Source organism: Pseudomonas sp. NPDC089534 (genome assembly GCF_044749305.1).
In the GTDB taxonomy this organism is placed as follows: Bacteria; Pseudomonadota; Gammaproteobacteria; order Pseudomonadales; family Pseudomonadaceae; genus Aquipseudomonas; species Aquipseudomonas ekonensis.
This window is the reverse complement of sequence record NZ_JBIVHR010000055.1, coordinates 20,342-42,806: the sequence shown is the minus strand read 5'-3', so window position 1 is coordinate 42,806 and position 22,465 is coordinate 20,342. Positions and strand designations below refer to the sequence as shown.

Sequence of the window (22,465 nt, the reverse complement as noted above, 5' to 3'; positions counted from 1 at the left end):
CGACGACTGGCACCGGGTGCTGGAAGTGGTGCGCAGCCGCGACCTGCTGCCGCTGCCAGCTCTTCCTTGGTCTTGTCCGCGTACTGCTTCTGCAGGGCATCGCAGTAGTTTTCGCGGCGGAAGTCGTTCGGGAAGGCGTTGCCCTTGGCGCGCTCGGCGGCAAGCTTTTCCTTGCGCTGGGCGATCAGGGAGTTCTCTTCCTGTTGCAGGGCTTGCGAATCGGGTTGTTGGTCGCTCATGTCTTCAAATTTTCCATCACAGGTTCGTTGCCCCCGGGCCTCGCGGCCCGGGGATCGCCAGCAGGCCCGCAAGGGGGCGCTGGCTCCTACAGGGATCGGATTGAATCGGTCGATCCTGTATTGCGTCTTTTACAGCCCCGATTTCAGGCTGGCTTCCAGGTAACCGTCGAGGTCGCCGTCCAGGACTTTCTGGCAATCGCTGCGCTCGACGCCGGTACGCAGATCCTTGATGCGCGAGTCATCGAGAACATACGAACGGATCTGGTGACCCCAGCCGATATCGGACTTGCTGTCTTCCAGCGCCTGGGAGGCGGCGTTGCGTTTCTGCATTTCCAGCTCGTACAACTTGGCCCGCAGCATTTTCATGGCGGTGTCCTTGTTGGCGTGCTGGGAACGTTCGTTCTGGCAACTGACCACGGTGTTGGTCGGGACGTGGGTGATACGTACCGCGGAATCCGTGGTGTTTACGTGCTGACCACCGGCACCGGAAGAACGGTAGGTGTCGATGCGCAGATCCGACGGGTTGATGTCGATCTCGACGCGGTCGTCGATCTCGGGGGACACGAACACCGCCGAGAACGAGGTGTGGCGACGGGCGCCGGAGTCGAACGGGCTCTTGCGCACCAGGCGGTGCACGCCGATCTCGGTCCGCAGCCAGCCAAAGGCGTACTCGCCCTTGATGTGCACGGTGGCGCCCTTGATCCCGGCGACTTCGCCGGCGGACAGTTCCATGATGGTCGCGTCGAAACCGCGCTTGTCGGCCCAGCGCAGGTACATGCGCAGCAGGATATTGGCCCAGTCCTGGGCTTCGGTGCCGCCGGAACCGGCCTGGATATCCAGGTAGGCGTTGTTCGGGTCCATTTCGTTGCTGAACATGCGACGGAATTCGAGCTTGGCGAGGTTTTCCTCAAGGCGTTCCAGCTCGGCGACCACGTCACCGACCGCGCCTTCGTCGTTCTCTTCGACGGCCATCTCCAGCAGGTCGCGGCAATCGGCCAGACCGCCGCTCAATTCGTCGAGGGTCTCGACGATCTGCGCCAGGGCGGCGCGCTCGCGGCCCAGCTCCTGGGCGTATTCAGGCTTGTTCCAGACGCTCGGATCTTCAAGCTCGCGGTTGACCTCGGTCAGACGCTCATGCTTTTGATCGTAGTCAAAGATACCCCCGAATGGTTTCGGAGCGCTCGGACAGGTCCTTGATAGTGTTCAGGATCGGGTTGATTTCCATGGCAGGCAGCACTCGTTGGCGAACTTTTGAAAGCCGGCGAGTATAACGTAATCGGGCTGGCACGGCAGCCCGTCCGGCGGCTGTAACCTCAATTCGCTTGACAGCGGCCTGCGCAACCCGGAAGCGGTGTGCAGTCGGCACCACGGTGACCGATGCGCCGCCATCGCGAGCAGGCTCGCTCCCACAGTGCGGCGCAGTGACCGCAGACTCCGCCTCCGGCCGAAATGCCTGGGGGAGCCAGCCTGCTGACGATGCCGGCTGGCAGGGATTACTCGATGCCCACCTGGTTGCGCCCGTTGTTCTTGGCCTGGTAAAGGCCCCGGTCCGCCGCCGAGATCAGCAGCCGGCAGTCGCTGCCCGCCTCCGGCACCATCGTCGCCAGGCCGATGCTGATGGTCAGGCTCGACCCTTCGGTCGGCGCGATGTGCGGGATCTTCAGGGCCGCGACGGTCTGGCGCAGCTTTTCCGCCACCAGCCGCGCACCGCCCGGCGAAGTGTTGGGCAGCACCAGGGCGAATTCCTCGCCGCCGTAGCGCGCCGGCAGGTCCGACGGCCGCGCGCTGGCTTCGCGGATCGCCGTGGCGACCTTGCGCAGGGCTTCGTCGCCTTCGACGTGGCCGAAGGTGTCGTTGTAGGACTTGAAGTAATCGACGTCGATCATCAGCAGCGACAGCTGGCTCTGGTCGCGCAGGCAGCGGCGCCATTCCAGCTCCAGGTATTCGTCGAAGTGCCGGCGGTTGGACAGCCCGGTCAGGCCGTCGGAGTTCATCAGCCGCTGCAGCACCAGGTTGGTGTCGAGCAGCTGCTGCTGGCTGACCCGCAGGGCGCGGTAGGCCGCGTCGCGCTGCAGCAGGGTCATGTAGGAACGCGAGTGGTAGCGGATGCGCGCCACCAGTTCGATGTTGTCCGGCAGTTTCACCAGATAGTCGTTGGCCCCGGCCGAGAACGCCGCGCTCTTGATCAGCGGGTCTTCCTTGGTCGACAGGACGATGATCGGGATGTCCTTGGTCGCCGGGTGGTTGCGGTATTCGCGCACCAGGGTCAGGCCGTCGAGGCCGGGCATCACCAGGTCCTGGAGGATCACCGTCGGCTTGATCCGCACCGCATGGGCCACCGCCTGGTGCGGGTCGGAGCAGAAGTGGAAGTCGATGTTCTCTTCGTTCGACAGCCCGCGGCGCACGGCTTCGCCGATCATCGCCTGATCGTCCACCAACAACACCATGGCGGCGTTCTCGTCGGTCTTGATGTCATCGATCTGTAAGTCATTCATGGGCGGTCACCTGAATACTGCGGGAGCCGGGATTGCTGAAACATGGATTCATTTGGGAAAAATCTCCAGCAACCGTGGCGCTATCTTTTCCAGCGGACGGATTTCCACGGCCGCGTCGATCGCCGCCGCGGCCTTGGGCATGCCGTACACCGCACTGCTTTGCTGATCCTGGGCGATGGTCAAATACCCCTGCTGACGCATGAGCTTAAGCCCTTGGGCCCCGTCGCGTCCCATCCCGGTCAATAAAACCCCGACGGCGTCACCGTTCCAGAAGTTGGCCACGCTCTCGAAGAATACGTCGATCGAGGGCCGGTAGATCTCGTTGACCGGCTCCGCGGTGTAGGCCAGGGTGCCGTTCTTCAGCAGGCGGATGTGGTGATTGGTGCCGGCCAGCAGCACCGCGCCGGCCTGCGGCGGCTCGCCCTCGCGGGCCAGGCGCACATCCAGGCCGCTGGCGCTCGCCAGCCATTCGGCCATGCCGGCGGCGAACACCTGATCGACATGCTGCACCAGCACGATGGCGGCGGAAAAGTTGCGCGGCAGGCCCTTGAGCAGGACTTCCAGCGCCGCCGGCCCGCCGGCGGACGAACCGATGGCCACCAGCCGCTTGCGCGACGCCGAGCTGCGCTGGGGCGCCTGCGCCGGGCGCGAGCGGGCGGTCCGTTCGCCGATCAGCCAACCGATGTTGAGGATCTTGCGCAGCAGCGGCGCCGCCGCCTCCTGGGCGTTGCCGGCGCCGAGGGCCGGGGTGTCGACCACATCCAGCGCGCCGTGGCCCATGGCCTCGAACACCCGATGCACGTTCTGCTGGCGGTCGACCGTGACGATGACGATGGCGCACGGGGTTTCGGCCATGATCCGGCGGGTGGCCTCGACGCCGTCCATCACCGGCATGATCAGGTCCATCAGGATCAGGTCCGGGGTGTTTTCCGCGCACAGCCGCACCGCCTCGGCGCCGTTGCCGGCGACCCACAGCACCTGGTGCGCCGGCTCGAACGCCAGCGCCCGGCGCAGGGCCTCCACCGCCAGGGGCATGTCGTTGACGATTGCGATCCTCATGCCCGCGCCCCTCCGATGAGTTCGACCACCGCATCGAGCAGGGCGTCGTCATGAAAACTGGCCTTGGCCAGATAATAGTCGGCGCCGGCGTCCAGTCCACGGCGCCGGTCCTCTTCGCGGTCCTTGTAGGACACCACCATCACCGGCAGCGATTGCAGGCGGTTGTCGCGCCGCAGCAAGGTGACCAGCTCGATGCCGTCCATGCGCGGCATGTCGATGTCGGTGATCAGCAGGTCGAAGTCTTCGGAGCGCAGGGCGTTCCAGCCGTCCATGCCGTCGACCGCCACCGCCACGTCGTAGCCGCGGTTGAGCAAAAGCTTGCGCTGCAGCTCGCGCACCGTCAGCGAGTCGTCGACCACCAGAATGCGCTTGCGCGCCGCTTCCGCCGCCTGGCCGCCGTGGCGGGCGATGCGCTCCAGGCGCCCGGTGTTGAGCAGTTTGTCCACCGACCGCAGCATGTCCTCGACATCGACGATCAGCACCACCGAACCGTCGTCGAGCAAGGCCCCGGACGAGATGTCCTGCACCTTGCCCAGACGTTCGTCCAGCGGCAGCACCACCAGCGTGCGCTCGCCGATGAAGCGTTCCACCGCCACGCCGTAGATGGTGTCGCGCTCGCGGATCACCACGACCTTGAGGGTGTCGCCGCTGTTCTGGCTGGCCGGACGCTGCAGCAACTGGCTGGCGGCGACCAGCCCGACATGGCGGCCTTCGTGCCAGAAATGCTGGCGGCCCTCGACCTGCACGATGTCCTCCGGCGCCAGGTCGCACATGCGTTCGATGTGCGCCAGCGGAAAGGCGTAGGCCTCATCGCCGACCTCCACCACCAGGCTGCGCACCACCGACAGGGTCAGCGGCACCTCCAGATGGAAGCGGCTGCCCTCGCCCGCCACCTGCTCCAGCACCACGGCGCCGCGCAACTGGCGCACCATGTGCTGCACCGCGTCGAGGCCGACGCCACGGCCGGAGACCTCGGTGACGGTGTCCCGCAGACTGAACCCCGGCAGGAACAGGAACGTCAGCAGTTCCTCTTCGCTCAACTGGGCGGCGGTCTCGGCCGGCGACAGCTGGCGCTCGACGATGCTGCGGCGCACCTTGTCCAGATCCACGCCGTTGCCGTCGTCGCTCAGTTCCAGCACCAGCAGCCCGGCCTGGTGCGAGGCGCGCAGACGGATCAGGCCCTCTTCCGGCTTGCCCGCCAACAGGCGCTGCGCCGGGGTCTCGATGCCGTGGTCGACGGCGTTGCGCAGCAGGTGGGTCAGCGGCGCCTCAAGCTTTTCCAGCACGTCGCGGTCGACCTGGGTCTTCTCGCCCTCGATCTCCAGCCGCACCTGCTTGCCGAGGCTGCGGCCCAGGTCGCGCACCATCCGCACCTGCCCGGACAGCACGTCGGCGAACGGCCGCATGCGGCAGGCCAGCGCCGTGTCGTACAAGACCTGGGCGCGCTGGCTGGCCTGCCAAGCGAACTCGTCGAGCTCGGCGTTCTTCTCCGCCAGCAACTGCTGGGACTCGGCCAGCAGGCGCCGCGCATCCTCAAGCGCCTCCTGGGCCTCCAGGCTCAGCGCATGTTCCTTGAGGTGGACGTTGAGGCTCTCCAGCGCCCGCAAACCGTTGTTCTGCATGCGCTTGAGGCGCTGCATGGTGGCCAGGTGCGGCTTCAGGCGCTGGGTCTCCACCAGGGACTTGCTCGACAGGTCGAGCAGGCTGTTCAGGCGTTCGGCGGTGACCCGCAGCACCCGCTCGCCGCCTTCGGCCGCGCGCTTGCTCTTGCGCGGCGCAGGGATCGGGGCCGGTTCGGGCTCCGGCGGCTCGGGCGCGGGTTCCGCTGCCGGCGCCCGAACCGGCGGCTCAAGCGCCAGCCCGGCCATGGGCGGCGGCTCAAGCGCCAACCCGGCCATGGGCGGCGGGCTTGGGGCGACCGGCGCGGCGGCCGGATCGATCAGGCGGCCCATCAACGCCACATAGGCTTCGATGTCGGCAGGCTGCGGCCCGTTGGCCGGATGGGCGATGCGCATCAGCAGGTCGGTGCCCTGCAGCAGCGCGTCGATGTGTTCGGGACGCAGGAACAGCCGTCCCTCCTGGGCGCTGACCAGGCAATCCTCCATCACGTGCGCGACGCTGACGCCGCTGTCGATGCCGACGATCCGCGCCGCCCCCTTGAGCGAGTGGGCCGCGCGCATGCACGACTCCAGCTGGTCGGCCTGGGTCGGATTGCGCTCCAGCGCCAGCAGCCCGGCGCTGAGTACCTGGGTCTGGGCCTCGGCTTCGAGGCTGAACAGCTCCAGCAAGGAGGCGTCGCGCATTTGCTCGGGGGTCATGTGAGGCTCCGGGTCACGGCGGACAGCAGCTGTTCTTCATCCAGCCAACGCAGGCTGCGGCCCTTGAAGGGCAACACGCCCCGGGTGTACTTGGCGCCGGCCTGGGCACCGGAGCGGGAGGCGGCCTCGAGCAGGCGCTCGTCGATGGCGTGGATCCCGTCCACCTCATCCACCGGCACCACCACCGGCCCCCCTTGGGCGGCGATGATCAGCATGCGCGGCATGACACGGGCGCCGTTGGCCGGGGCGTTGCCGGCCTCAAGGTCGAGCAGTTCGACCAGAGACAGGCACGCCACCAGCGCCCCGCGCACGTTCGCCACCCCGAGCAAGGCGCGGGAGCGCTGGTGCGGCAGGGAGTGGATCGCCTGCAGCGGCGCCACCTCCACCAGGCTGCGGGTGGCCAGGCCCAGCCATTCCTCGCCGAGGCGGAACATCAGCAGCGAACGGGTCTTGAGTTCGGATTCGACGGCGGTCGCCACCGGGTCGCGCTCGTCCTGCTGCAACGCGTAGCGGTCGAGCAGGCGCGTGGCCGCGGCGGAATACACCGAGCAGTTGCGGCAATGAATGTGCTCATCCAGCAGCGGGCAGGACTTGTCGCCATGGATGCCGATGCGGTTCCAGCAATCGTCGATGGCCCGGGCGTCTTCATGGGTGACGTTCAAGGTGTCGGACGGGATCATCGTTTGCGCTCACTGTCGGCGGAACGGGCGCTGCGGGCCGCGCGCTCCTGCAATCGTCTGGCCCCTGCGCCGTCGCCCTGGGCCTGCAGCAGGGCGGCCAGGTGCATCAGGGCTTCAGGATGCTGCGGTTCGAGGTACAGCGCCTTGCGGTAGTGGCCCTGGGCTTCGAGGGCATTGCCGGCGACGTCGCTGAGCAACCCGAGCCAGTAGAACACCTGGGCCACGGGCTCGTGGGTGCGCAGATAGCGCTCGCACGCGGCGCGGGCTTCGGCGCTCTTGCCTTCATTGGCCAGGCCGGCGATGTCCGCCAGCAAGGCCGACGCATCGGAAGGCACGCCCTTGCCGGCCACCGGCAACGGCGTCACCGGGGCGAACGGCCGCTGGCGCACCGGGGCGGCAGGGGCGCTGCGGATCGGCTGGCGCACCGGCAAAGGCGCAGGCAACGGGTGCGCGAACTTGGCCGGCAAGGGTTCGGGCTGCGGATCGTCCTGACGGCTGAAGGCGAACGACTGCGGGATGCCGATCGAACGCATGCCCAACCGTCCCAGCAGGCTGCCTTCGGCGGGGCCGATGAACAGCACGCCGTCGACGTGGGTCAGGCGCTTGAGCAGTTCGAACACCAGCCGCTGGGTCGGTTGGTCGAAATAGATCAGCAGGTTGCGGCAGAAGACGAAATCGAACGTCGGCTCGCCGGCCAGCAGCGCCGGGTCAAGCACGTTGCCCGTCTGCCAGCGCACCTGCTCGCGGACCGGGTCATTGACCCGGTAGCCGTCCTGCTCGGCGCTGAAGTGGCGGTCGCGGAACGCCAGGTCCTGGCCGCGGAAGGAATTCTTGCCGTACAGCGCCCGCCGGGCCTTCTCCACCGACATCGGGCTGACGTCCATGCCGTCGACCTTGAATTGATGGGGCTTGAGCCCCGCGTCAAGCAGCGCCATGGCGATCGAATAGGGTTCCTCCCCCGTCGAACAGGGCAGGCTGAGGATGCGCAACGCACGCATGCCGTTCAGTTCGCCCAGGCGCTTGCGCGCCAGCTTGCCCAGGGTGGCGAAGGATTCCGGGTAACGGAAGAACCACGTCTCGGGCACGATCACCGCTTCGATCAGCGCCTGCTGCTCGTCCCGCGAACCTTGCAGGATCTGCCAGTACTCCTCGGCGGTCGCCGACTGCGACAGGGTGATGCGCTGGCGCACGGCACGCTCGATGATGGCCGGCCCCACCGACGCCACGTCCAGGCCGATGCGTTCCTTGAGAAAGACGAAGAAGCGCTGATCGCCGCTCATGGGGTCTCCTCAAGCCGTACCGGATCCAGCGGCGGCGACGGAAACAGCAGCGCACGGACGGCGTCGTCCAGCAGATCGTCCACCCGCACCCACTGCACCAGGCCCTGGGCGTCCTCACGCACCGGCCCCAGGTACGGCGCCTGGCGGTTGTCGAGGCCGTACGGCTGGAACTCGTCCGCGTTGCAGCGCAGGGTGTCGGTGGCCTGCTCCAGGATCAGCCCGAGACTGCGCGACGGCTGTTCCTCGTCGGGGCGGTAATGCACCAGCACCAGGCGTGTGCTGGTGCGGGCCTCGGCCGCATGGCCGAACGTGAGGGCGCTGAGGTCGATCACCGGCACCACGACGCCGCGGTAGGCGAACACCCCGGCCACCCAGTGCGGGGCCCGGGCGATCGGCTTCAGCGGCAGGCGCGGGAGCACCTCCGCCACTTCGGTGGCGCGCAGGGCGTAGCGTTCGTCGCCGATGCGGAACAGCAGGAACAGCGCCTGCCTCGTCACCGGCGCGACGCTGCGTTTGGCGGTGATTTCGCTCATCAGACTTTGAATCGCGAAACGCCGCCGCGCAGGCCCACGGCCACCTGGCTCAGTTCGTCGATGGCGAAACTGGCCTGGCGCAACGACTCGACGGTCTGGCTGCTGGCGTCGCCCAACTGCACCAGCGCGTGGTTGATCTGTTCGGCGCCGGTGGCCTGGGCCTGCATGCCTTCGTTGACCATCAGCACCCGCGGCGCCAGCGCCTGCACCTGATGGATGATCTGCGACAGCTGCTCGCCGACCTGCTGCACCTCGGCCATGCCCCGGCGCACTTCCTCAGAGAACTTGTCCATGCCCATCACCCCGGCGGACACCGCCGACTGGATCTCGCGCACCATCTGTTCGATGTCGTAGGTGGCGACGGCGGTCTGGTCGGCCAGGCGCCGCACTTCGGTGGCGACCACCGAGAAGCCGCGGCCGTACTCGCCGGCCTTCTCGGCCTCGATGGCCGCGTTGAGGGACAGCAGGTTGGTCTGGTCGGCGACCTTGACGATGGTCACCACCACCTGGTTGATGTTGCCGGCCTTCTCGTTGAGGATCGCAAGCTTGGCGTTGACCAGGTCCGCCGCGCCCATCACCGAATGCATGGTGTCTTCCATGCGCGCCAGGCCCTGCTGGCCGGAACCGGCCAGCACCGAGGCCTGGTCGGCGGCGGTGGAGACTTCGGTCATGGTGCGCACCAGGTCGCGCGAGGTGGCGGCGATCTCCCGGGAGGTCGCGCCGATCTCGGTGGTGGTGGCGGCGGTTTCGGTGGCGGTGGCCTGCTGCTGCTTGGAGGTCGCCGCGATCTCGGTCACCGAGGTGGTGACCTGCACCGACGAGCGCTGGGCCTGGGACACCAGCGCGGTGAGCTCGGTCATCATGTCGTTGAAGCCGGTCTCCACCGCGCCGAACTCGTCCTTGCGGTCCAGGTTCAGGCGGGTGCTCAGATCGCCGGTGCGCATGATCTCGAGGATGTCCACGATGCGGTTCATCGGCGCCATGATCGCGCGCATCAGCAACAGGCCGCACAGGCCGGCGGCCAGCACCGCCACCAGCAGCGAGACGAACATGCTGACCTTGGCCGCCGCCACCGCGTCGTCGATGTTGTTCATGGCCTGGTCGGCGACTTTCTTGTTCTCGCCGATGATGTCGTTGAGCTTCATGCGCCCGCCGACCCACGCCGGGGTCAGCTTCTCGTTGAACAGCTTGATCGCCTCGGCTTCGAGGTTGCGTTTGTGCAGATCCAGCACGGCGTCCTGGATCTTCATGTAGTTGTCGTGATCCTTCTCGAAGGCGGTGAACTCGATCCGGTCTTCGTCGGTGGTCACGGTGTTGCGGTAGTTGGTCATCTGCTCCTGCAGGCGGGCCTCGAACGACTTGTAGTCCGCCGCGTCTTCGGCGCTGACCCCCTCGCCTTCCTTGAGGCCCAGCAGTTCCTGGGTCTGCAGGTAACTGTCGACCCAGGCGCCGCGGATCATCGAGCTGTAGTAGACGCCGGGAATCGCGTCGTCGCGCACGCTGTTCTCGCTGGCCTCGATCTTCAGCAGGCGCGAGTACGAGACGACCACCATGAGCAGCATGATGGCGATAATCACCGCAAAGCTCGCCAAAATGCGTTGGCGCAACGTCCAGTTCTTCACAGTGATTCCTCGTGCCTTGGTCGAAATGCGGGGGAGTATAGCTGAGGGCGGTGTTTCATTTATAAGACGCTTTGCCGCGCTCAGGCCTGCCGGCGCTGAATCGGTACAGGCCCGGCAGCCGACTTTCCGGCAAGCGGGGGGCGGCGCACCAGTGGCGTAGCGGCAAAAAGGGGCGATGGATCGGCCATTCCCGTCGTGCATGCCCCTACCGGGAGTGGCCACCTGCCTTGCTGCGCAACTTTTTGCGCAGTCGAATCCGGAAATGGCCCGCCGTCACCGCCGCAAACCCCGCCCACCGCTGGCTGCGGCCAAGTGCGCAACTTCTTGCGCACCACTGCGCAACTTCTTGCGCACTTTGAGCGGGTTCCGGCAGGCGCAAGGACGCACAGATCCCGCTCACGCTGCATAAGGTTTTGATTACTGGCGGCTTTATGTCGGCTGGCATGGAAGTTGATGCCTGCACAGACGCGCCGGCCGGCAATCACGCCGTCCGGTTCTGCCTTTTCGAGCAAGGAGAGCTTCCCCATGGCAACCCCCGCGTACATGTCCATCACCGGCGAAAAGCAAGGCCTGATCACCGCTGGCGCATTCACCTCCGACTCCGTGGGCAACACCTTCCAGGAAGGCCACGAAGACGAAGTGATGGTGCAGGCGTTCCACCACGACGTGATCATCCCGCGCGACCCGCAGTCCGGCCAGCCGACCGGCCAGCGCGTTCACAAGCCGGTGAAAATCACCAAGGTGTTCGACAAGTCCTCGCCCCTGCTGCAAGCGGCCCTCACGTCCGGCGAGCGCCTGAGCAAAGTCGAGATCAAATGGTTCCGCACCTCGGCCCAAGGCACCCAGGAGCACTACTACACCACCGTGCTGGAAGACGCGATCCTCGTGTCCGCCAAGGACTACATGCACAACTGCCAGGATCCGGCCACCGCGTGCTTCACCCACCTGGAGGACATCGAGATGACCTACCGCAAGATCACCTGGACCCACGAAGTGTCCGGCACTTCCGGCTCCGATGACTGGCGCGCTCCGGTCGTCTGAGGACGCCCGGCCGTCAATCCGCCCCGGCCTTGAAGGCCGGGGCGTGCCCGACTGAAGGGATTTCGCAGGGATCGGCCCGACGGGCGCAGGGACCTGCACCGTCGAACGCGGGTGCCGCCACGTTTTCAATCAGGGAGCAGTCGAATGCGTCAAAGGGATTTGCGGTTCACCTTCTCGGTGCTGTCCGGCCAACTGGAGTTCGAGGTTGTCGAGTTCACGCTGGAGGAGGCCCTCTGCGAACCTTTCCGCCTGACGGTGGAGCTCGCCAGCTACAACAGCGCCATCGACTTCGGCCAGGTGCTCGATCACCCGGCGCTGCTCACGATCTGGCAAGGCGCCACGGCGGTGCGTTACGTACACGGCCTGGTCTCGAGCTTCACCCAGAGCAAGACCGGCTTCCGCCGCACCCGCTACCGGGCGGTCATCGAACCGCAACTGGCCCGCCTGGCGCTGAACTCCGACTGGCGGATCTACCAGCAGAAGACCGTGCCGGAGATCCTCAAGTCCGTGCTGACCGAGCACGGGATCATGAACCATGAGCAAAACATCAACGTAGAGCACTTGCCCCGCGAATACTGCGTTCAGGCCGGCGACACGGATCTCTACTTCTTCGACCGGCTCTCGGCCGAGGAAGGCCTCTTCTACTACTTCAAGTTCGACGAAAGCACGCACACCCTCATCCACGCCGACAAGCTGTATGTCCAGGAACGCATCCCGGGCGGGCCGGTGCGCTACTCGCCGCAGCCGGTCGCGGATGCCGAACACCCGGGCATCTACACCTTCACCTATACCGAAAGCATCCGCACGACCGAACAGACCCAACGGGACTACACCTTCAAACGCCCGATGTACGACCAGGAAAACAATCTCGTCGGCGACGGGCTGCAGCGCACGGACCAAGGCTATGAGCGCTACGACTACCCGGGGCGCTACAAGGTCAGCTCCGTCGGCAAGGCCTTTACCGAAACCCGCCTTCGCGGCCATCGCCGCGACGCCCACCTCGCCATTGTGGAAGGCGACGACCCGCGCCTGATGCCGGGTTTCTCCTTCGAACTCGCCGAACATCCCGGCGCACAGTTCAACCGCTGGTGGCGGACGGTCAGGGTCACCCACAAAGGCGTGCAGCACGCCAGCCAGCAGGAAGAGTCGGCCGATGCGCAAATGGGCGTCAGCTACGACTACACCGCCGAGATCGTCCGGGAAGAAACGGAGTGGCGACCCGAGCCGATGCCCAAACCCCGGATCGACGGCCCGCAGGTCGCGAACGTGGTCGGTCCCGAGGGAGAGGAAATCCATTGCGACGAATGGGGACGGGTGAAAGTCCAGTTCCCCTGGGACCGGGAAGGCGAGAACGATGAGTTCAGCACCTGCTGGATCAGGGTCTCGCAGAACTGGGCCGGCGCCGATTGGGGCCACATGGCGATTCCGCGCATCGGACAGGAAGTGATCGTCGACTACCTCGACGGTGACTGCGATCAACCGATCGTGACGGGGCGAACCTACCGCGCGACCAACGCGCCGCCCTACCGGCTGCCCGACCACAAGATCCTCAGCACCATCAAGAGCAAGGAGTACAAGGGCAACCGCGCGAACGAGCTGCGGATCGACGACACCACCAAGCAGATCAGCGCCGCCTTGATGAGCGATCACGGCAGCACCGCGTTGCACCTGGGTTACCTGACCCATCCGCGTCCGAAGGGCGGAGAGCCGCGCGGAGAAGGCTTCGAACTGCGCACCGACGAGCACGGCGCCCTGCGCGCCGCCAAGGGCCTGCTGCTGAGCACCGAAGAGCAGCTGAACGCCAACGGCGGGCACCTGCACCGGGCGACGGCCGTCCAGGTGCTGGAAGCGGCGCTGCAACTGGCGAAGGAACTGGGCGACTACGCCCAGGAGCATCAAGGGGTGAACCATGACACCGGGCAACAGAAGACCCTCAGCGAAGCGGTGCGCGACCTGGGGCACGGCGCCAACGACGAGTCGGGCAAGGCCAACGGCGGCAACCCGGCCCTCGCCCTGAGCGGTCAGGCGGGCATCGCGGCCGCCTCCCCCGCCAACCTGACCCTGGCCGCCGGCGGGCACATCGATGCGGTCGCGCAACAGAACCAGCAGTTCACCTCAGGACAGAAGTTCGTGATCAACGCCGGGGCGGACCTCGGGCTGTTCGCGCAAAGCGGCGAAATGCGCCACATCACCCATCAAGGGCCGATGCTGCTGCAGGCCCAGCAGGACACCATCCGCGTGGAGGCCGACCAGAGCGTCGAGATCAGCGCCAGCAACCAGCATGTGGTCGTCAGCGCCAAAGAGCACATCACGCTGACCTGCGCCGGCGCCTACCTCACGCTCAAGGGCGGCAACATCGAACTGGGCATGCCCGGCAACTTCACCGTCAAGGCCGCCAAGCACAGCCTAGTCGGCCCGGCCCATGCGTCCACCACCTTCAACACCTGGGAGCAGACGCCGTTCAATGAGCGGGTGCGCGTCGTGCGCAACGGCAATCCGTTGCCCAACTACCGCTACGCGATGACGCGGGCGGACGGCGCCAGGATCGAGGGGGTGACGGACGGCGACGGCTGGGCCGCCCTGCAGCAGGGGCTGACGACCGAGGGCTATGAGTTCCATCTGCTCGGGCCTGCCGAATGATCAGGTGCGAGCGTTCCCTTCACCCGGTGACGGTGTCCCTTACCGGAAACGAACAGATGCCTAGGCAGGGAGAGCCTGAATGAGCGAACCGACAAGGCCGGTGCCCACCCAGATCGGGCCGGACGGCAACGTGACCGCCCGCGTGACCATGAGCCCCAGCGCCAACACCGTCCGCGCGGAACTCAACGCACCGCCCGACCATGCGATTCCCGTCATCTTCGTGCCCGGGATCATGGGCAGCCCGCTGATGTCGACGGGGCCCGCCGCCACGCTTCTGGGCGAAGACAACCGTTGGGCCTGGTTTCCCGACGATCCGAAGGGCTGGATCGCCGGACTCACCAGATGGAAGAGCTACAACAGCCTGACGCCGCTTGAGCGCAAACAGTTGCTGGATCCCCAGCAGACCCGGGCGTTTTCGGCCCCGGAGGACGCCGACCGGGAAACGCTGGCCAAATTCGTCAATACCCTGCCCGTCCAGGAAGCCAGGAACCGGGGGTGGGGTTCAGTGTCCCTCGACTCCTACGGGCCGATCCTGAATTTTCTGGAAGCCCAGCTGCGCTTCATCCAGACGCCGGAAGGCAAGCCCTACCCCGGCGTGATGGCCGCCGTGCCGCACTCCGCATCGATCTGGGGCGACCTCAAGGGCTACAGTCCCCTGAAACCCGAGGCCCTGAAGGCAGCGGCGGAATTCCGCTATCCCGTGTACGCGGTGGGCTACAACTGGCTCAACTCCAACGCTCAGGCGGCGGATTACCTGGCCGGCAAGATCCGGGCGACCCTTGAGCGCTGCCGCAAGGAACTGAACGTCAAATGCGAGCACGGCGTGATCCTGGTCACCCATTCGATGGGCGGACTCGTGGCACGCATGTGCGCCAAGCGCAATCCCGAGCTGGTCCAGGGGGTGGTGCACGGCGTCCAGCCCGCCATCGGTGCGGCGACCGCCTACCGGCGCGTGCGCGCCGGCTGGGAGGACTTCAAAGGCGCCGTCGGACTCGGCGGAACGGGCAAGAAAATCATGCCCATTTTCGCCAACGCCGCCGGGCCGCTGGAACTGCTGCCGAACCAGCGCTACGGAGAAGGCTGGCTGAGGGCGACGTGCGACGGCAAAGAGCTGTTCCGGATGCCCAACGGCACCGATCCGTACACCCAGATCTACCTGAAGCAGAATGCCTGGTGGCGGCTGATGAACGCCGCCTGGATCAACCCCACCGGCAACACGACCCAGGCCACCCTCGTCAGCGCCTGGAGCAACTACGAAAGGATGCTGGGACACGCCAAGGCCTTTCACGCGTCGCTGGGCGATTACTACCACCCGAACAGTTTTGTCCACTACGGCTCCGACCCCGGCCATCAGGCGTTCCACCGTGTCACCTGGGCGGTGACGCCCGGCTTCATCCCGTCCGGGCGCCCAGGCGTACCGCCCACCCTGCTGCCGGCCCCTTCCCGCGAACAGGCGATCGCCCTGCGCCTGACCGGAGACACCCATGAGGGCCGCGCATGGATGGTCAACGACCTCGGGGAAAAATCCTGGATCAACCGGCAAGGCAGCGCAGTCATCCATGACAGCCGGGGCGACGGCTACCGTGCCGATATCCAGGATCAGGACCAGGCCGGCGACGGCACCGTCCCTGCGCACGCCGCCGAAGACGCCGCGGAAAAAGCCGTGTTCGCGGCGCGCATGACCGGCTACGACCACCAGGGTTCCTACAAGAACCGCAACGTGCAGAACCTGACGCTGTACTCGGTTCTGCGCATCGGCGCCAACGCCAAGAAGCTGCCGGCATGACCGCCCGCCGCCTGGCGAAAGCCATCCTTTTCGTTTCAATACTGGGGGGCGTTTCCTTTGGCTGGAGCCATTGGCGCCCTTCCCAGACAGACCGGAGCCCTGTGATGACCGACTTGACCCGGAACGTGCAGACCCACTGCATCGGCCGCCTGCTGATCGACCTGCCGGAGGGAACGACCTGGAACGCCACCGCCAGCAGCGCCCGCCTGGGCGACCTGACGCTTGTCGTGGAAACGGACGTCAGCCAGGCCCGCTACGACGAACTGATCGAGCAGCGCTGGCAAGCGGTGCAGGCCGCCAAGGCCGACGACAACGGCAGGCCCTGGCTGCAGGCACCCGAACGCCTTTCGACAGCGGAAGGAGGCACCCTCTTCGTCTACGGGTTCGAACGCGTGGAGGGCCTGGCCGAGGACGACGAGACCGTCGTGCAGAAACTCTTCCACCAGGCGGAAGGCTACCTGTGGCGCGACGGCACCCTGTTCAAGGTCGCACCGGCGCTCAACGCAAGGAACGCCATCGCCCGGCTGTTTCCGAGGCTGCATGCCCGGGCCGGGGACGACGTGCCTACCCGTCCCGGCCTCTGCTTGAGCAATGCCTTTGTGGACGGCTATTTCGATCCGGCCAGAGGGGAGCAGGAAGAGGTGAGCTGGGGGTTTGCCCTGCCCCGCAACCTCGGGCTGGTGGTGAGGCACGCCACCGTGTGGGAACCGGGGCCGTCCATGCTCCAACGGCGCCGCGAGGCGGACAAGGAAAGCGCGGGCCTGATCGCCCGGATCCTGGCAGAGCCCGGCGTCGTCGCCGGCCGCAAGGAGTACCGGGCCGAAGAGCGCAGGGTCGGTGAGCTGACAGGCGAAGAATACGTCATGGGCGGGACCGAAGGGGTCGAACCCCAGGTCTTCAAAACCAACATCGGCGGCGAATGGGATTTCGGCGGGCGCGCAGCGCCGTCACCGCTGCCCGGCATCAATCTGGGCATGGGCACGAGTTTTCGGACAACACGGCAGCCACCGGCATTGGGGGACTTTCCCGAACGGGCCGACGCCCCCGACGGCCCGACCGAAACCGAGTTCTTCGAAGTCTGGGACGCCATCGTCGAAAGTGTGCGCCTGCGCCCGTCGGCCCTGACGCCACCGCCGCCGGGCGGAGCGCCCGTCGCTCCGGATCCGGTCGTCTCCACGGTTGTCAGCAAGCCAGGCGGCGGCGATTATGTGCTGGAGGAGTTTCTTACCGGCGTGCCGCCGACCCAGGACTGGATGGACAAGCTATAGGCCTGTCGGTAATCCGGGCCGGCCGCACACCCAGACACGGACATGGACGGACATCCGATGCCACAACACGCTGCACTCCCTGAACAGAACGGGCGATCCGGGCTCATGGTCACCTCGTTTCTCATCGTTTTCTTCGGCCTGCTGCTCATGCTGCTGCGCATCGCGCAGCAGGAGTACGTCATGGCCATCGGCGCCGTCTGGGTGGCGAACGCGCTGACGATGGCGGTGCATGCGCTGTACTGGAAACGCCACGGACTGCGGGGGGCCTTGAAGATCGGCGTCGTGGCCCAGTTCGCCATCACCGTCGCGCCGCTGCTGTTCGGCAAGACAGGGCTGGCATTGGTTCTCCTGATGCTGGGCGCAGAGATCCACTACTGGTAGAGCGCCCGCTCAAAGACGCCGTCAATCCGCGCATTCATTCACGCAAACCAACCAGGCAACCGATATGGACATCATTCGACTCGGCGACTCCACAAGCCATGGCGGCACAGTGATCGAAGCCTTCGGCCATACCGACCTGAACGGCAAGCCCATGGCCGGCGTGGGGCACAAGGTCGATTGCCCCAAGTGCAAAGGCAAGTTTCCGATCGCCGAGGGAAGCGCCACACTGGACGTCGACGGCGTGCCGGTGGCCCTGCACGGCATGAAGACCGAGTGCGGCGCCAGCCTGATCGCCAGCGGCCCCAACGGGGACGCACACCAATAGCCACCGCTCGCCTCGGGCGACAGCGGCCATCCGCCTGTCGCCTTGAGCCCCCCTGCCTACACCGCCCTGACTTGCCTTTCGAGCTCCAGTTTCAACCCCGGCTCCAGCCCCAACTGCCGTGCGAGCTCGTCCAGGTACGCCTTCTCCATGAAGTTCTCCTCATCCACCATCATCACGCTGGCGATGTACATCTCCGCCGCCATCTCCGGCGTGCCGGCGGCGCGGGCGACGTCGGCGGGGTCGAGGGGTTTGTTGAGTTCGGCGTGCAGCCAGTGGCGCAGGGCCTGGTCGTTGTCGAGCTTGGCGAATTCGCCCTCGATCAGTTGACGCTCGCGCTCATCGACATGGCCGTCGGCCTTGGCGGCGGCGACCAGCGCCTTGAGGATGGCCTGGCTGTGTTGCTCGGCCTGGGCCGGCGGCAGACGGTCGAGGGTCTGCGGTTCGGTTTCCGGCGCCCGGCCCTGCTGGGCGTTCCAGTTGCCGTAGGCCTTGTAGGCGATCACGCCGAGCGCGGCGAGGCCGCCGTAGAGCGCGACCTTGCCGCCGACCTTGCGGGCTTTCTTGCTCCCCAGCAGCAGGCCCATCGCGCCGGCGGCCAGCGCGCCGCCGCCCGCGCCGGACAGCAAGCCGCCGAGTCCGCCGGCCGCCGCTTTGCCCTGCCCTGCGCCGGCCTTGTCCTGCAGCAGCGCCTGGCCGGACTTGAGCAGTTGATCGAGCAATCCACGGGTGTTCATGTTCCGCCTCCAAAACAGGGATTTTCCAGATCGGTAAGGCCTTGAGCCTAGTTCGAAAGTGCCCGGCGCCGGCCCCCGAGTGTGCTTCCGGATGTTGCGCACCGGACAGCCTCCCTTCGCGAAAACCGATATACACTCGGGGCAATCGATAAAAACAGCCCACCGGGTACACCTCCATGATGACCCTGCGTCAGATCCGCCATTTCATCGCCGTGGCCGAGACCGGCTCGATCTCCGCCGCCGCGCAGACCGCGTTCATTTCCCAGTCGACCCTGACCCTGGCCATCCAGCAGCTGGAGGAGGAAATCGGCGTCAGCCTGTTCAACCGCCACGCCAAGGGCATGACGCTCACCCATCAGGGCCATCAGTTCCTGCGTCAGGCGCACCTGATCCTGGCCACCGTGGACAACGCCAAACGCAGCCTGCAGCAGAGCACCGACCAGGTGGCCGGGCAACTGACCGTCGGCGTGACCAGCCTGGTGGCCGGCTACTACCTGGCGGACCTGCTCACCCGCTTCCAGCGTGCCTACCCCAACGTCGAGATCCGGGTGATGGAGGACGAGCGGCCTTACATCGAGCATTTGCTGGTCAGCGGCGAAATCGACGTGGGCGTGCTGATCCTGTCCAACCTGGAAGACCGCCACGCCTTGCAGACCGAGGTGCTGACCCACTCGCCGCACCGCCTGTGGCTGCCGGCCCAGCACCCGCTGCTGGAGCACGACAGCATCAACCTGGCCGACGTGGCCCGCGAACCGCTGATCCAGCTGAACGTCGACGAGATGGACCGCAGCGCCCAGCGCCTGTGGCGCGGCGCCGGGCTGCAACCGAAGGTCACCCTCAGGACCGCCTCGACCGAGGCGGTGCGCAGCCTGGTGGCGGCGGGGCTCGGCGTGTCGATCCAGCCCGACATGACGTACCGCCCGTGGTCGCTGGAGGGCGACATCATCGAAGCGCGGCCCGTCGCCGACCTCAGCCAGACCCTCGACGTCGGCCTCGCCTGGCGCCGCGGCACCGCCCGCCCGGCGCTGGTCGATCCGTTCCTGACCGTGGCCCGCGAGCAACCCCACGGCGGCCGCAAGCCATCTATTTAATCGAATGCCACCTTCAGTATTTAGAATTTGTCGACCCCGGAGCCGCGCACTAGTCTTGCTGCATCCATAAGACGTTCGGCTCCCGGTCACAGGGAGTGCCATGAACACACAAGAAAAGAGATCACGGAAAATGGCTGGCGCGCAGACCCCGATGTGTACCGCGTTGCTGATCGACGGCGAACTGGTCGCAGGCCAGGGTTTCGTCGAACCGATCCTCAACCCGGCCACCGGCGAGGTCCTGACCCAGATCGCCGAGGCCAGCACCGAGCAGGTCGAGGCCGCCATCCTCGCCGCCCACCGCGCCTTCGGCGAATGGTCGCGCACCACCCCGCAACAACGTTCCGGCCTGCTGCTGGCCATCGCCGACGCCGTCGAAAGGCACGCCGACCACCTCGCCCGCCTCGAAGCCCTGAACTGCGGCAAGCCGCTGCACCTGGCCCGCCAAGACGACTTGAGCGCCACCGTCGATGTGTTCCGCTTCTTCGCCGGCGCCGTGCGCTGCCAGACCGGTCAGCTCAGCGGCGAGTACCTGCCGGGCTACACCAGCATGGTGCGCCGCGACCCCATCGGCGTGGTGGCATCGATTGCGCCGTGGAACTACCCGATCATGATGGCCGCGTGGAAGATCGCCCCGGCCCTGGCCGCCGGCAACACGCTGGTGTTCAAGCCGTCGGAGCACACGCCGCTGTCGATCCTGGCGCTGGCGCCGGCCTTGGCCGAGATCCTGCCGCGCGGGGTGATCAACATCATCTGCGGCGGCGGCGAAGGGGTCGGCAGCCATCTGGTCGGCCACCCGAAGGTGCGCATGGTGTCGCTGACCGGCGACATCGTCACCGGGCAGAAAATCCTTCAGGCCGCCGCCAAGACCCTCAAGCGCACGCACCTTGAGCTGGGCGGCAAGGCCCCGGTGATCGTCTGCGACGACGCCGACCTCAAGGCCGTGGTCGAGGGCGTGCGCACCTACGGCTACTACAACGCCGGCCAGGACTGCACCGCCGCCTGCCGGATCTACGCCCAGGCCGGCATCCACGACAGGCTCGTGGCCGAGCTCGGCGCCGCCGTCGGCAGCCTGCGCTTCGCCGGCAAGCGCGACGCCGACAACGAGATCGGCCCGCTGATCAGCACCCGTCAGCGCGACCGGGTGGCCAGCTTCGTCGAACGCGCCCTCGGCCAGCCGCACATCGAACGGGTGACCGGCGCGGCGGTGCATTCCGGGCCCGGCTTCTTCTATCAGCCGACCCTGCTGGCCGGCTGCCGGCAGAGCGACGAGATCGTCCAGCGCGAAGTGTTCGGCCCGGTGGTGACCGTGACCCGCTTCGAGGAACTTGCGCAGGCGGTGGACTGGGCCAACGACTCCGAATACGGCCTGGCCTCGTCGGTGTGGACGCAGAACCTGGACAAGGCCATGCAGGTCGCCGCACGGCTGCAGTACGGCTGCACCTGGATCAACAGCCATTTCATGCTGGTCAGCGAAATGCCCCACGGCGGCCTGAAACGCTCCGGCTACGGCAAAGACTTATCCAGCGACTCGCTGCAGGACTACAGCGTGGTGCGGCACATCATGGCCCGTCACGGACAGCATCTCTGACTACGCTAATAACAAGCCGACCACGGCATGCTTCACCGCGTTCACCACTGCCCCGACCATAATTTGAAGAAGAGGGTTCACCATGTTCGTGCACAAGACCGCACTGCTCAGTGCAATCACCACGGCCCTGCTGGCCAGCGCCGGCGTCCAGGCCGCCGAGCCGCTGAAGTCCGTCGGCGCCGGCGAAGGCCAGCTCGACATCGTCGCCTGGCCGGGTTACATCGAGCGTGGCGAAAGCGACAAGGCCTACGACTGGGTGACCGGCTTCGAGAAGGAAACCGGCTGCAAGGTCAACGTGAAGACCGCCGCCACCTCCGACGAGATGGTCAGCCTGATGGCCAAGGGCGGCTACGACCTGGTGACCGCGTCCGGCGACGCCTCCCTGCGGCTCATCGTCGGCAAGCGTGTGCAGCCGATCAACACCGCGCTGATCCCGAACTGGAAAAACCTCGACCCGCGCCTCAAGGACGCCCCTTGGTACGTGGTCGGCAAGCAGACCTTCGGCACCCCTTACCAGTGGGGCCCGAACGTGCTGATGTACAACACCAACGTGTTCAAGACCGCGCCGACCAGCTGGAACGTGGTGTTCGCCGAACAGAACCTGCCCGACGGCAAGCCGAACAAGGGCCGCGTGCAGGCCTACGACGGCCCGATCTACATCGCCGACGCGGCGCTGTACCTCAAGACCGCCAAGCCTGAGCTGGGCATCAAGGATCCGTACCAGCTCACCGAAGACCAGTACAAGGCCGTGCTTGAGCTGCTGCGCGCCCAGCAGAAGCTGATCCACCGCTACTGGCACGACGCGACCGTGCAGATGAGCGACTTCAAGAACGAGGGCGTGGCGGCGTCCAGTTCCTGGCCGTACCAGGTCAACGGGCTGACGACCGACAAGCAGCCGATCGCCTCGACCATCCCGAAAGAAGGCGCCACCGGCTGGGCCGACACCACCATGCTGCACAGCGAGGCCAAGCACCCCAACTGCGCCTACAAGTGGATGGACTGGTCGCTGCAACCGAAGGTCCAGGGCGACGTGGCGGCGTGGTTCGGCTCGTTGCCGGCGGTGCCGGCGGCGTGCAAGGAAAGCGAACTGCTCGGCGCCGAAGGCTGCAAGACCAACGGCTTCGACCAGTTCGACAAGATCGCCTTCTGGAAGACCCCGCAGGCCGAGGGCGGCAAGTTCGTGCCGTACAGCCGCTGGACCCAGGACTACATCGCGATCATGGGCGGCCGCTGACACGCCGCTCACCGGTGGCGAGGGAGCTTGCTCCCGCTGGGTGGCGCAGCCACCCCAAACCATCTTCTGCGGTCGTGCAGTCAAACCGCACACGCAGGTTTTGGGAGTGCTGCGCACTCCAGCGGGAGCAAGCTCCCTCGCCACACACGCA

General features: G+C 66.5%; 18 protein-coding genes and 1 pseudogene. 9 read left to right on the top strand and 10 right to left on the bottom strand.

The window, feature by feature from the left end:
* The 9 genes and pseudogenes from ACIP0B_RS17660 to ACIP0B_RS17620 all read right to left on the bottom strand — a co-directional run.
* Positions 1 to 239, bottom strand: a pseudogene (locus tag ACIP0B_RS17660) (hypothetical protein); the annotation flags it as partial.
* Positions 240 to 368: 129 nt separating this feature from the next.
* A protein-coding gene (gene prfB / locus ACIP0B_RS17655; RefSeq protein ID WP_400834290.1) for a peptide chain release factor 2 occupies positions 369 to 1,464 on the bottom strand; the annotation gives its coding sequence in 2 pieces (ribosomal slippage) (positions 369 to 1,391 and positions 1,393 to 1,464; 1,095 coding nt in all).
* Positions 1,465 to 1,732: 268 nt separating this feature from the next.
* Positions 1,733 to 2,734, bottom strand: a complete 1,002-nt coding sequence (locus ACIP0B_RS17650; protein WP_400834287.1) for a diguanylate cyclase domain-containing protein — start codon at positions 2,732 to 2,734, stop codon at positions 1,733 to 1,735.
* 48 nt (positions 2,735 to 2,782) lie between these two features.
* On the bottom strand, positions 2,783 to 3,793 hold the full coding sequence (locus ACIP0B_RS17645; RefSeq protein WP_400834284.1) for a chemotaxis response regulator protein-glutamate methylesterase: 1,011 nt from the start codon (positions 3,791 to 3,793) through the stop codon (positions 2,783 to 2,785).
* Complete coding sequence (locus tag ACIP0B_RS17640) at positions 3,790 to 6,111, bottom strand: hybrid sensor histidine kinase/response regulator (RefSeq protein ID WP_400834281.1); 2,322 nt, start codon at positions 6,109 to 6,111, stop codon at positions 3,790 to 3,792. The genes ACIP0B_RS17645 and ACIP0B_RS17640 overlap by 4 nt, the downstream gene beginning before the upstream one ends.
* Positions 6,108 to 6,791 (bottom strand): chemotaxis protein CheW, encoded by a 684-nt coding sequence (locus ACIP0B_RS17635; RefSeq protein ID WP_400834279.1) that lies wholly within the window; start codon positions 6,789 to 6,791, stop codon positions 6,108 to 6,110. Before ACIP0B_RS17635 ends, ACIP0B_RS17640 begins: the two co-directional genes overlap by 4 nt.
* Positions 6,788 to 8,071: a CheR family methyltransferase gene (locus ACIP0B_RS17630; RefSeq protein ID WP_400834276.1), complete on the bottom strand. Its 1,284-nt coding sequence runs from the start codon at positions 8,069 to 8,071 to the stop codon at positions 6,788 to 6,790. Before ACIP0B_RS17630 ends, ACIP0B_RS17635 begins: the two co-directional genes overlap by 4 nt.
* Positions 8,068 to 8,604, bottom strand: coding sequence for a chemotaxis protein CheW (locus tag ACIP0B_RS17625; protein WP_400834273.1), 537 nt, complete (start codon positions 8,602 to 8,604; stop codon positions 8,068 to 8,070). Before ACIP0B_RS17625 ends, ACIP0B_RS17630 begins: the two co-directional genes overlap by 4 nt.
* On the bottom strand, positions 8,604 to 10,226 hold the full coding sequence (locus ACIP0B_RS17620) for a methyl-accepting chemotaxis protein (RefSeq protein WP_400834270.1): 1,623 nt from the start codon (positions 10,224 to 10,226) through the stop codon (positions 8,604 to 8,606). Before ACIP0B_RS17620 ends, ACIP0B_RS17625 begins: the two co-directional genes overlap by 1 nt.
* Before the next feature lie 525 nt (positions 10,227 to 10,751).
* On the opposite strand from ACIP0B_RS17620, the gene ACIP0B_RS17615 reads away from it, so the two are divergent.
* From ACIP0B_RS17615 to ACIP0B_RS17590, 6 genes are all read left to right on the top strand, one after another.
* Positions 10,752 to 11,267 (top strand): Hcp family type VI secretion system effector, encoded by a 516-nt coding sequence (locus tag ACIP0B_RS17615; RefSeq protein ID WP_400834267.1) that lies wholly within the window; start codon positions 10,752 to 10,754, stop codon positions 11,265 to 11,267.
* Positions 11,268 to 11,411: 144 nt separating this feature from the next.
* On the top strand, positions 11,412 to 13,907 hold the full coding sequence (locus ACIP0B_RS17610) for a type VI secretion system Vgr family protein (RefSeq protein ID WP_400834264.1): 2,496 nt from the start codon (positions 11,412 to 11,414) through the stop codon (positions 13,905 to 13,907).
* Positions 13,908 to 13,986: 79 nt separating this feature from the next.
* Entirely contained in the window at positions 13,987 to 15,693 is a 1,707-nt protein-coding gene (locus tag ACIP0B_RS17605) for an esterase/lipase family protein (RefSeq protein ID WP_400834261.1), read from the top strand.
* Between the two features lie 104 nt (positions 15,694 to 15,797).
* Complete coding sequence (locus ACIP0B_RS17600) at positions 15,798 to 16,961, top strand: T6SS immunity protein Tli4 family protein (protein WP_400834258.1); 1,164 nt, start codon at positions 15,798 to 15,800, stop codon at positions 16,959 to 16,961.
* 105 nt (positions 16,962 to 17,066) lie between these two features.
* Positions 17,067 to 17,342, top strand: a complete 276-nt coding sequence (locus ACIP0B_RS17595) for a hypothetical protein (RefSeq protein WP_400834256.1) — start codon at positions 17,067 to 17,069, stop codon at positions 17,340 to 17,342.
* A gap of 64 nt (positions 17,343 to 17,406) precedes the next feature.
* A complete protein-coding gene (locus ACIP0B_RS17590) occupies positions 17,407 to 17,667 on the top strand; it encodes a PAAR domain-containing protein (RefSeq protein WP_400834253.1) in 261 nt (86 codons plus the stop codon).
* A 56-nt stretch (positions 17,668 to 17,723) separates the two neighbouring features.
* Here the strand turns inward: ACIP0B_RS17590 and ACIP0B_RS17585 are convergent, their stop codons facing one another.
* Positions 17,724 to 18,401: a tellurite resistance TerB family protein gene (locus tag ACIP0B_RS17585; RefSeq protein WP_400834250.1), complete on the bottom strand. Its 678-nt coding sequence runs from the start codon at positions 18,399 to 18,401 to the stop codon at positions 17,724 to 17,726.
* Positions 18,402 to 18,577: 176 nt separating this feature from the next.
* On the opposite strand from ACIP0B_RS17585, the gene ACIP0B_RS17580 reads away from it, so the two are divergent.
* The 3 genes from ACIP0B_RS17580 (at position 18,578) to ydcS (ending at position 22,314) form a co-directional block, all read left to right on the top strand.
* On the top strand, positions 18,578 to 19,492 hold the full coding sequence (locus ACIP0B_RS17580; RefSeq protein WP_400834247.1) for a LysR family transcriptional regulator: 915 nt from the start codon (positions 18,578 to 18,580) through the stop codon (positions 19,490 to 19,492).
* Positions 19,493 to 19,592: 100 nt separating this feature from the next.
* The gene (locus tag ACIP0B_RS17575) at positions 19,593 to 21,080 is read left to right on the top strand and encodes a gamma-aminobutyraldehyde dehydrogenase (RefSeq protein ID WP_400834244.1); all 1,488 of its coding nucleotides are present in this window, start codon (positions 19,593 to 19,595) and stop codon (positions 21,078 to 21,080) included.
* Positions 21,081 to 21,162: 82 nt separating this feature from the next.
* A complete protein-coding gene (ydcS, locus tag ACIP0B_RS17570) occupies positions 21,163 to 22,314 on the top strand; it encodes a putative ABC transporter substrate-binding protein YdcS (protein WP_400834241.1) in 1,152 nt (383 codons plus the stop codon).
* Positions 22,315 to 22,465 lie beyond the last annotated feature (151 nt).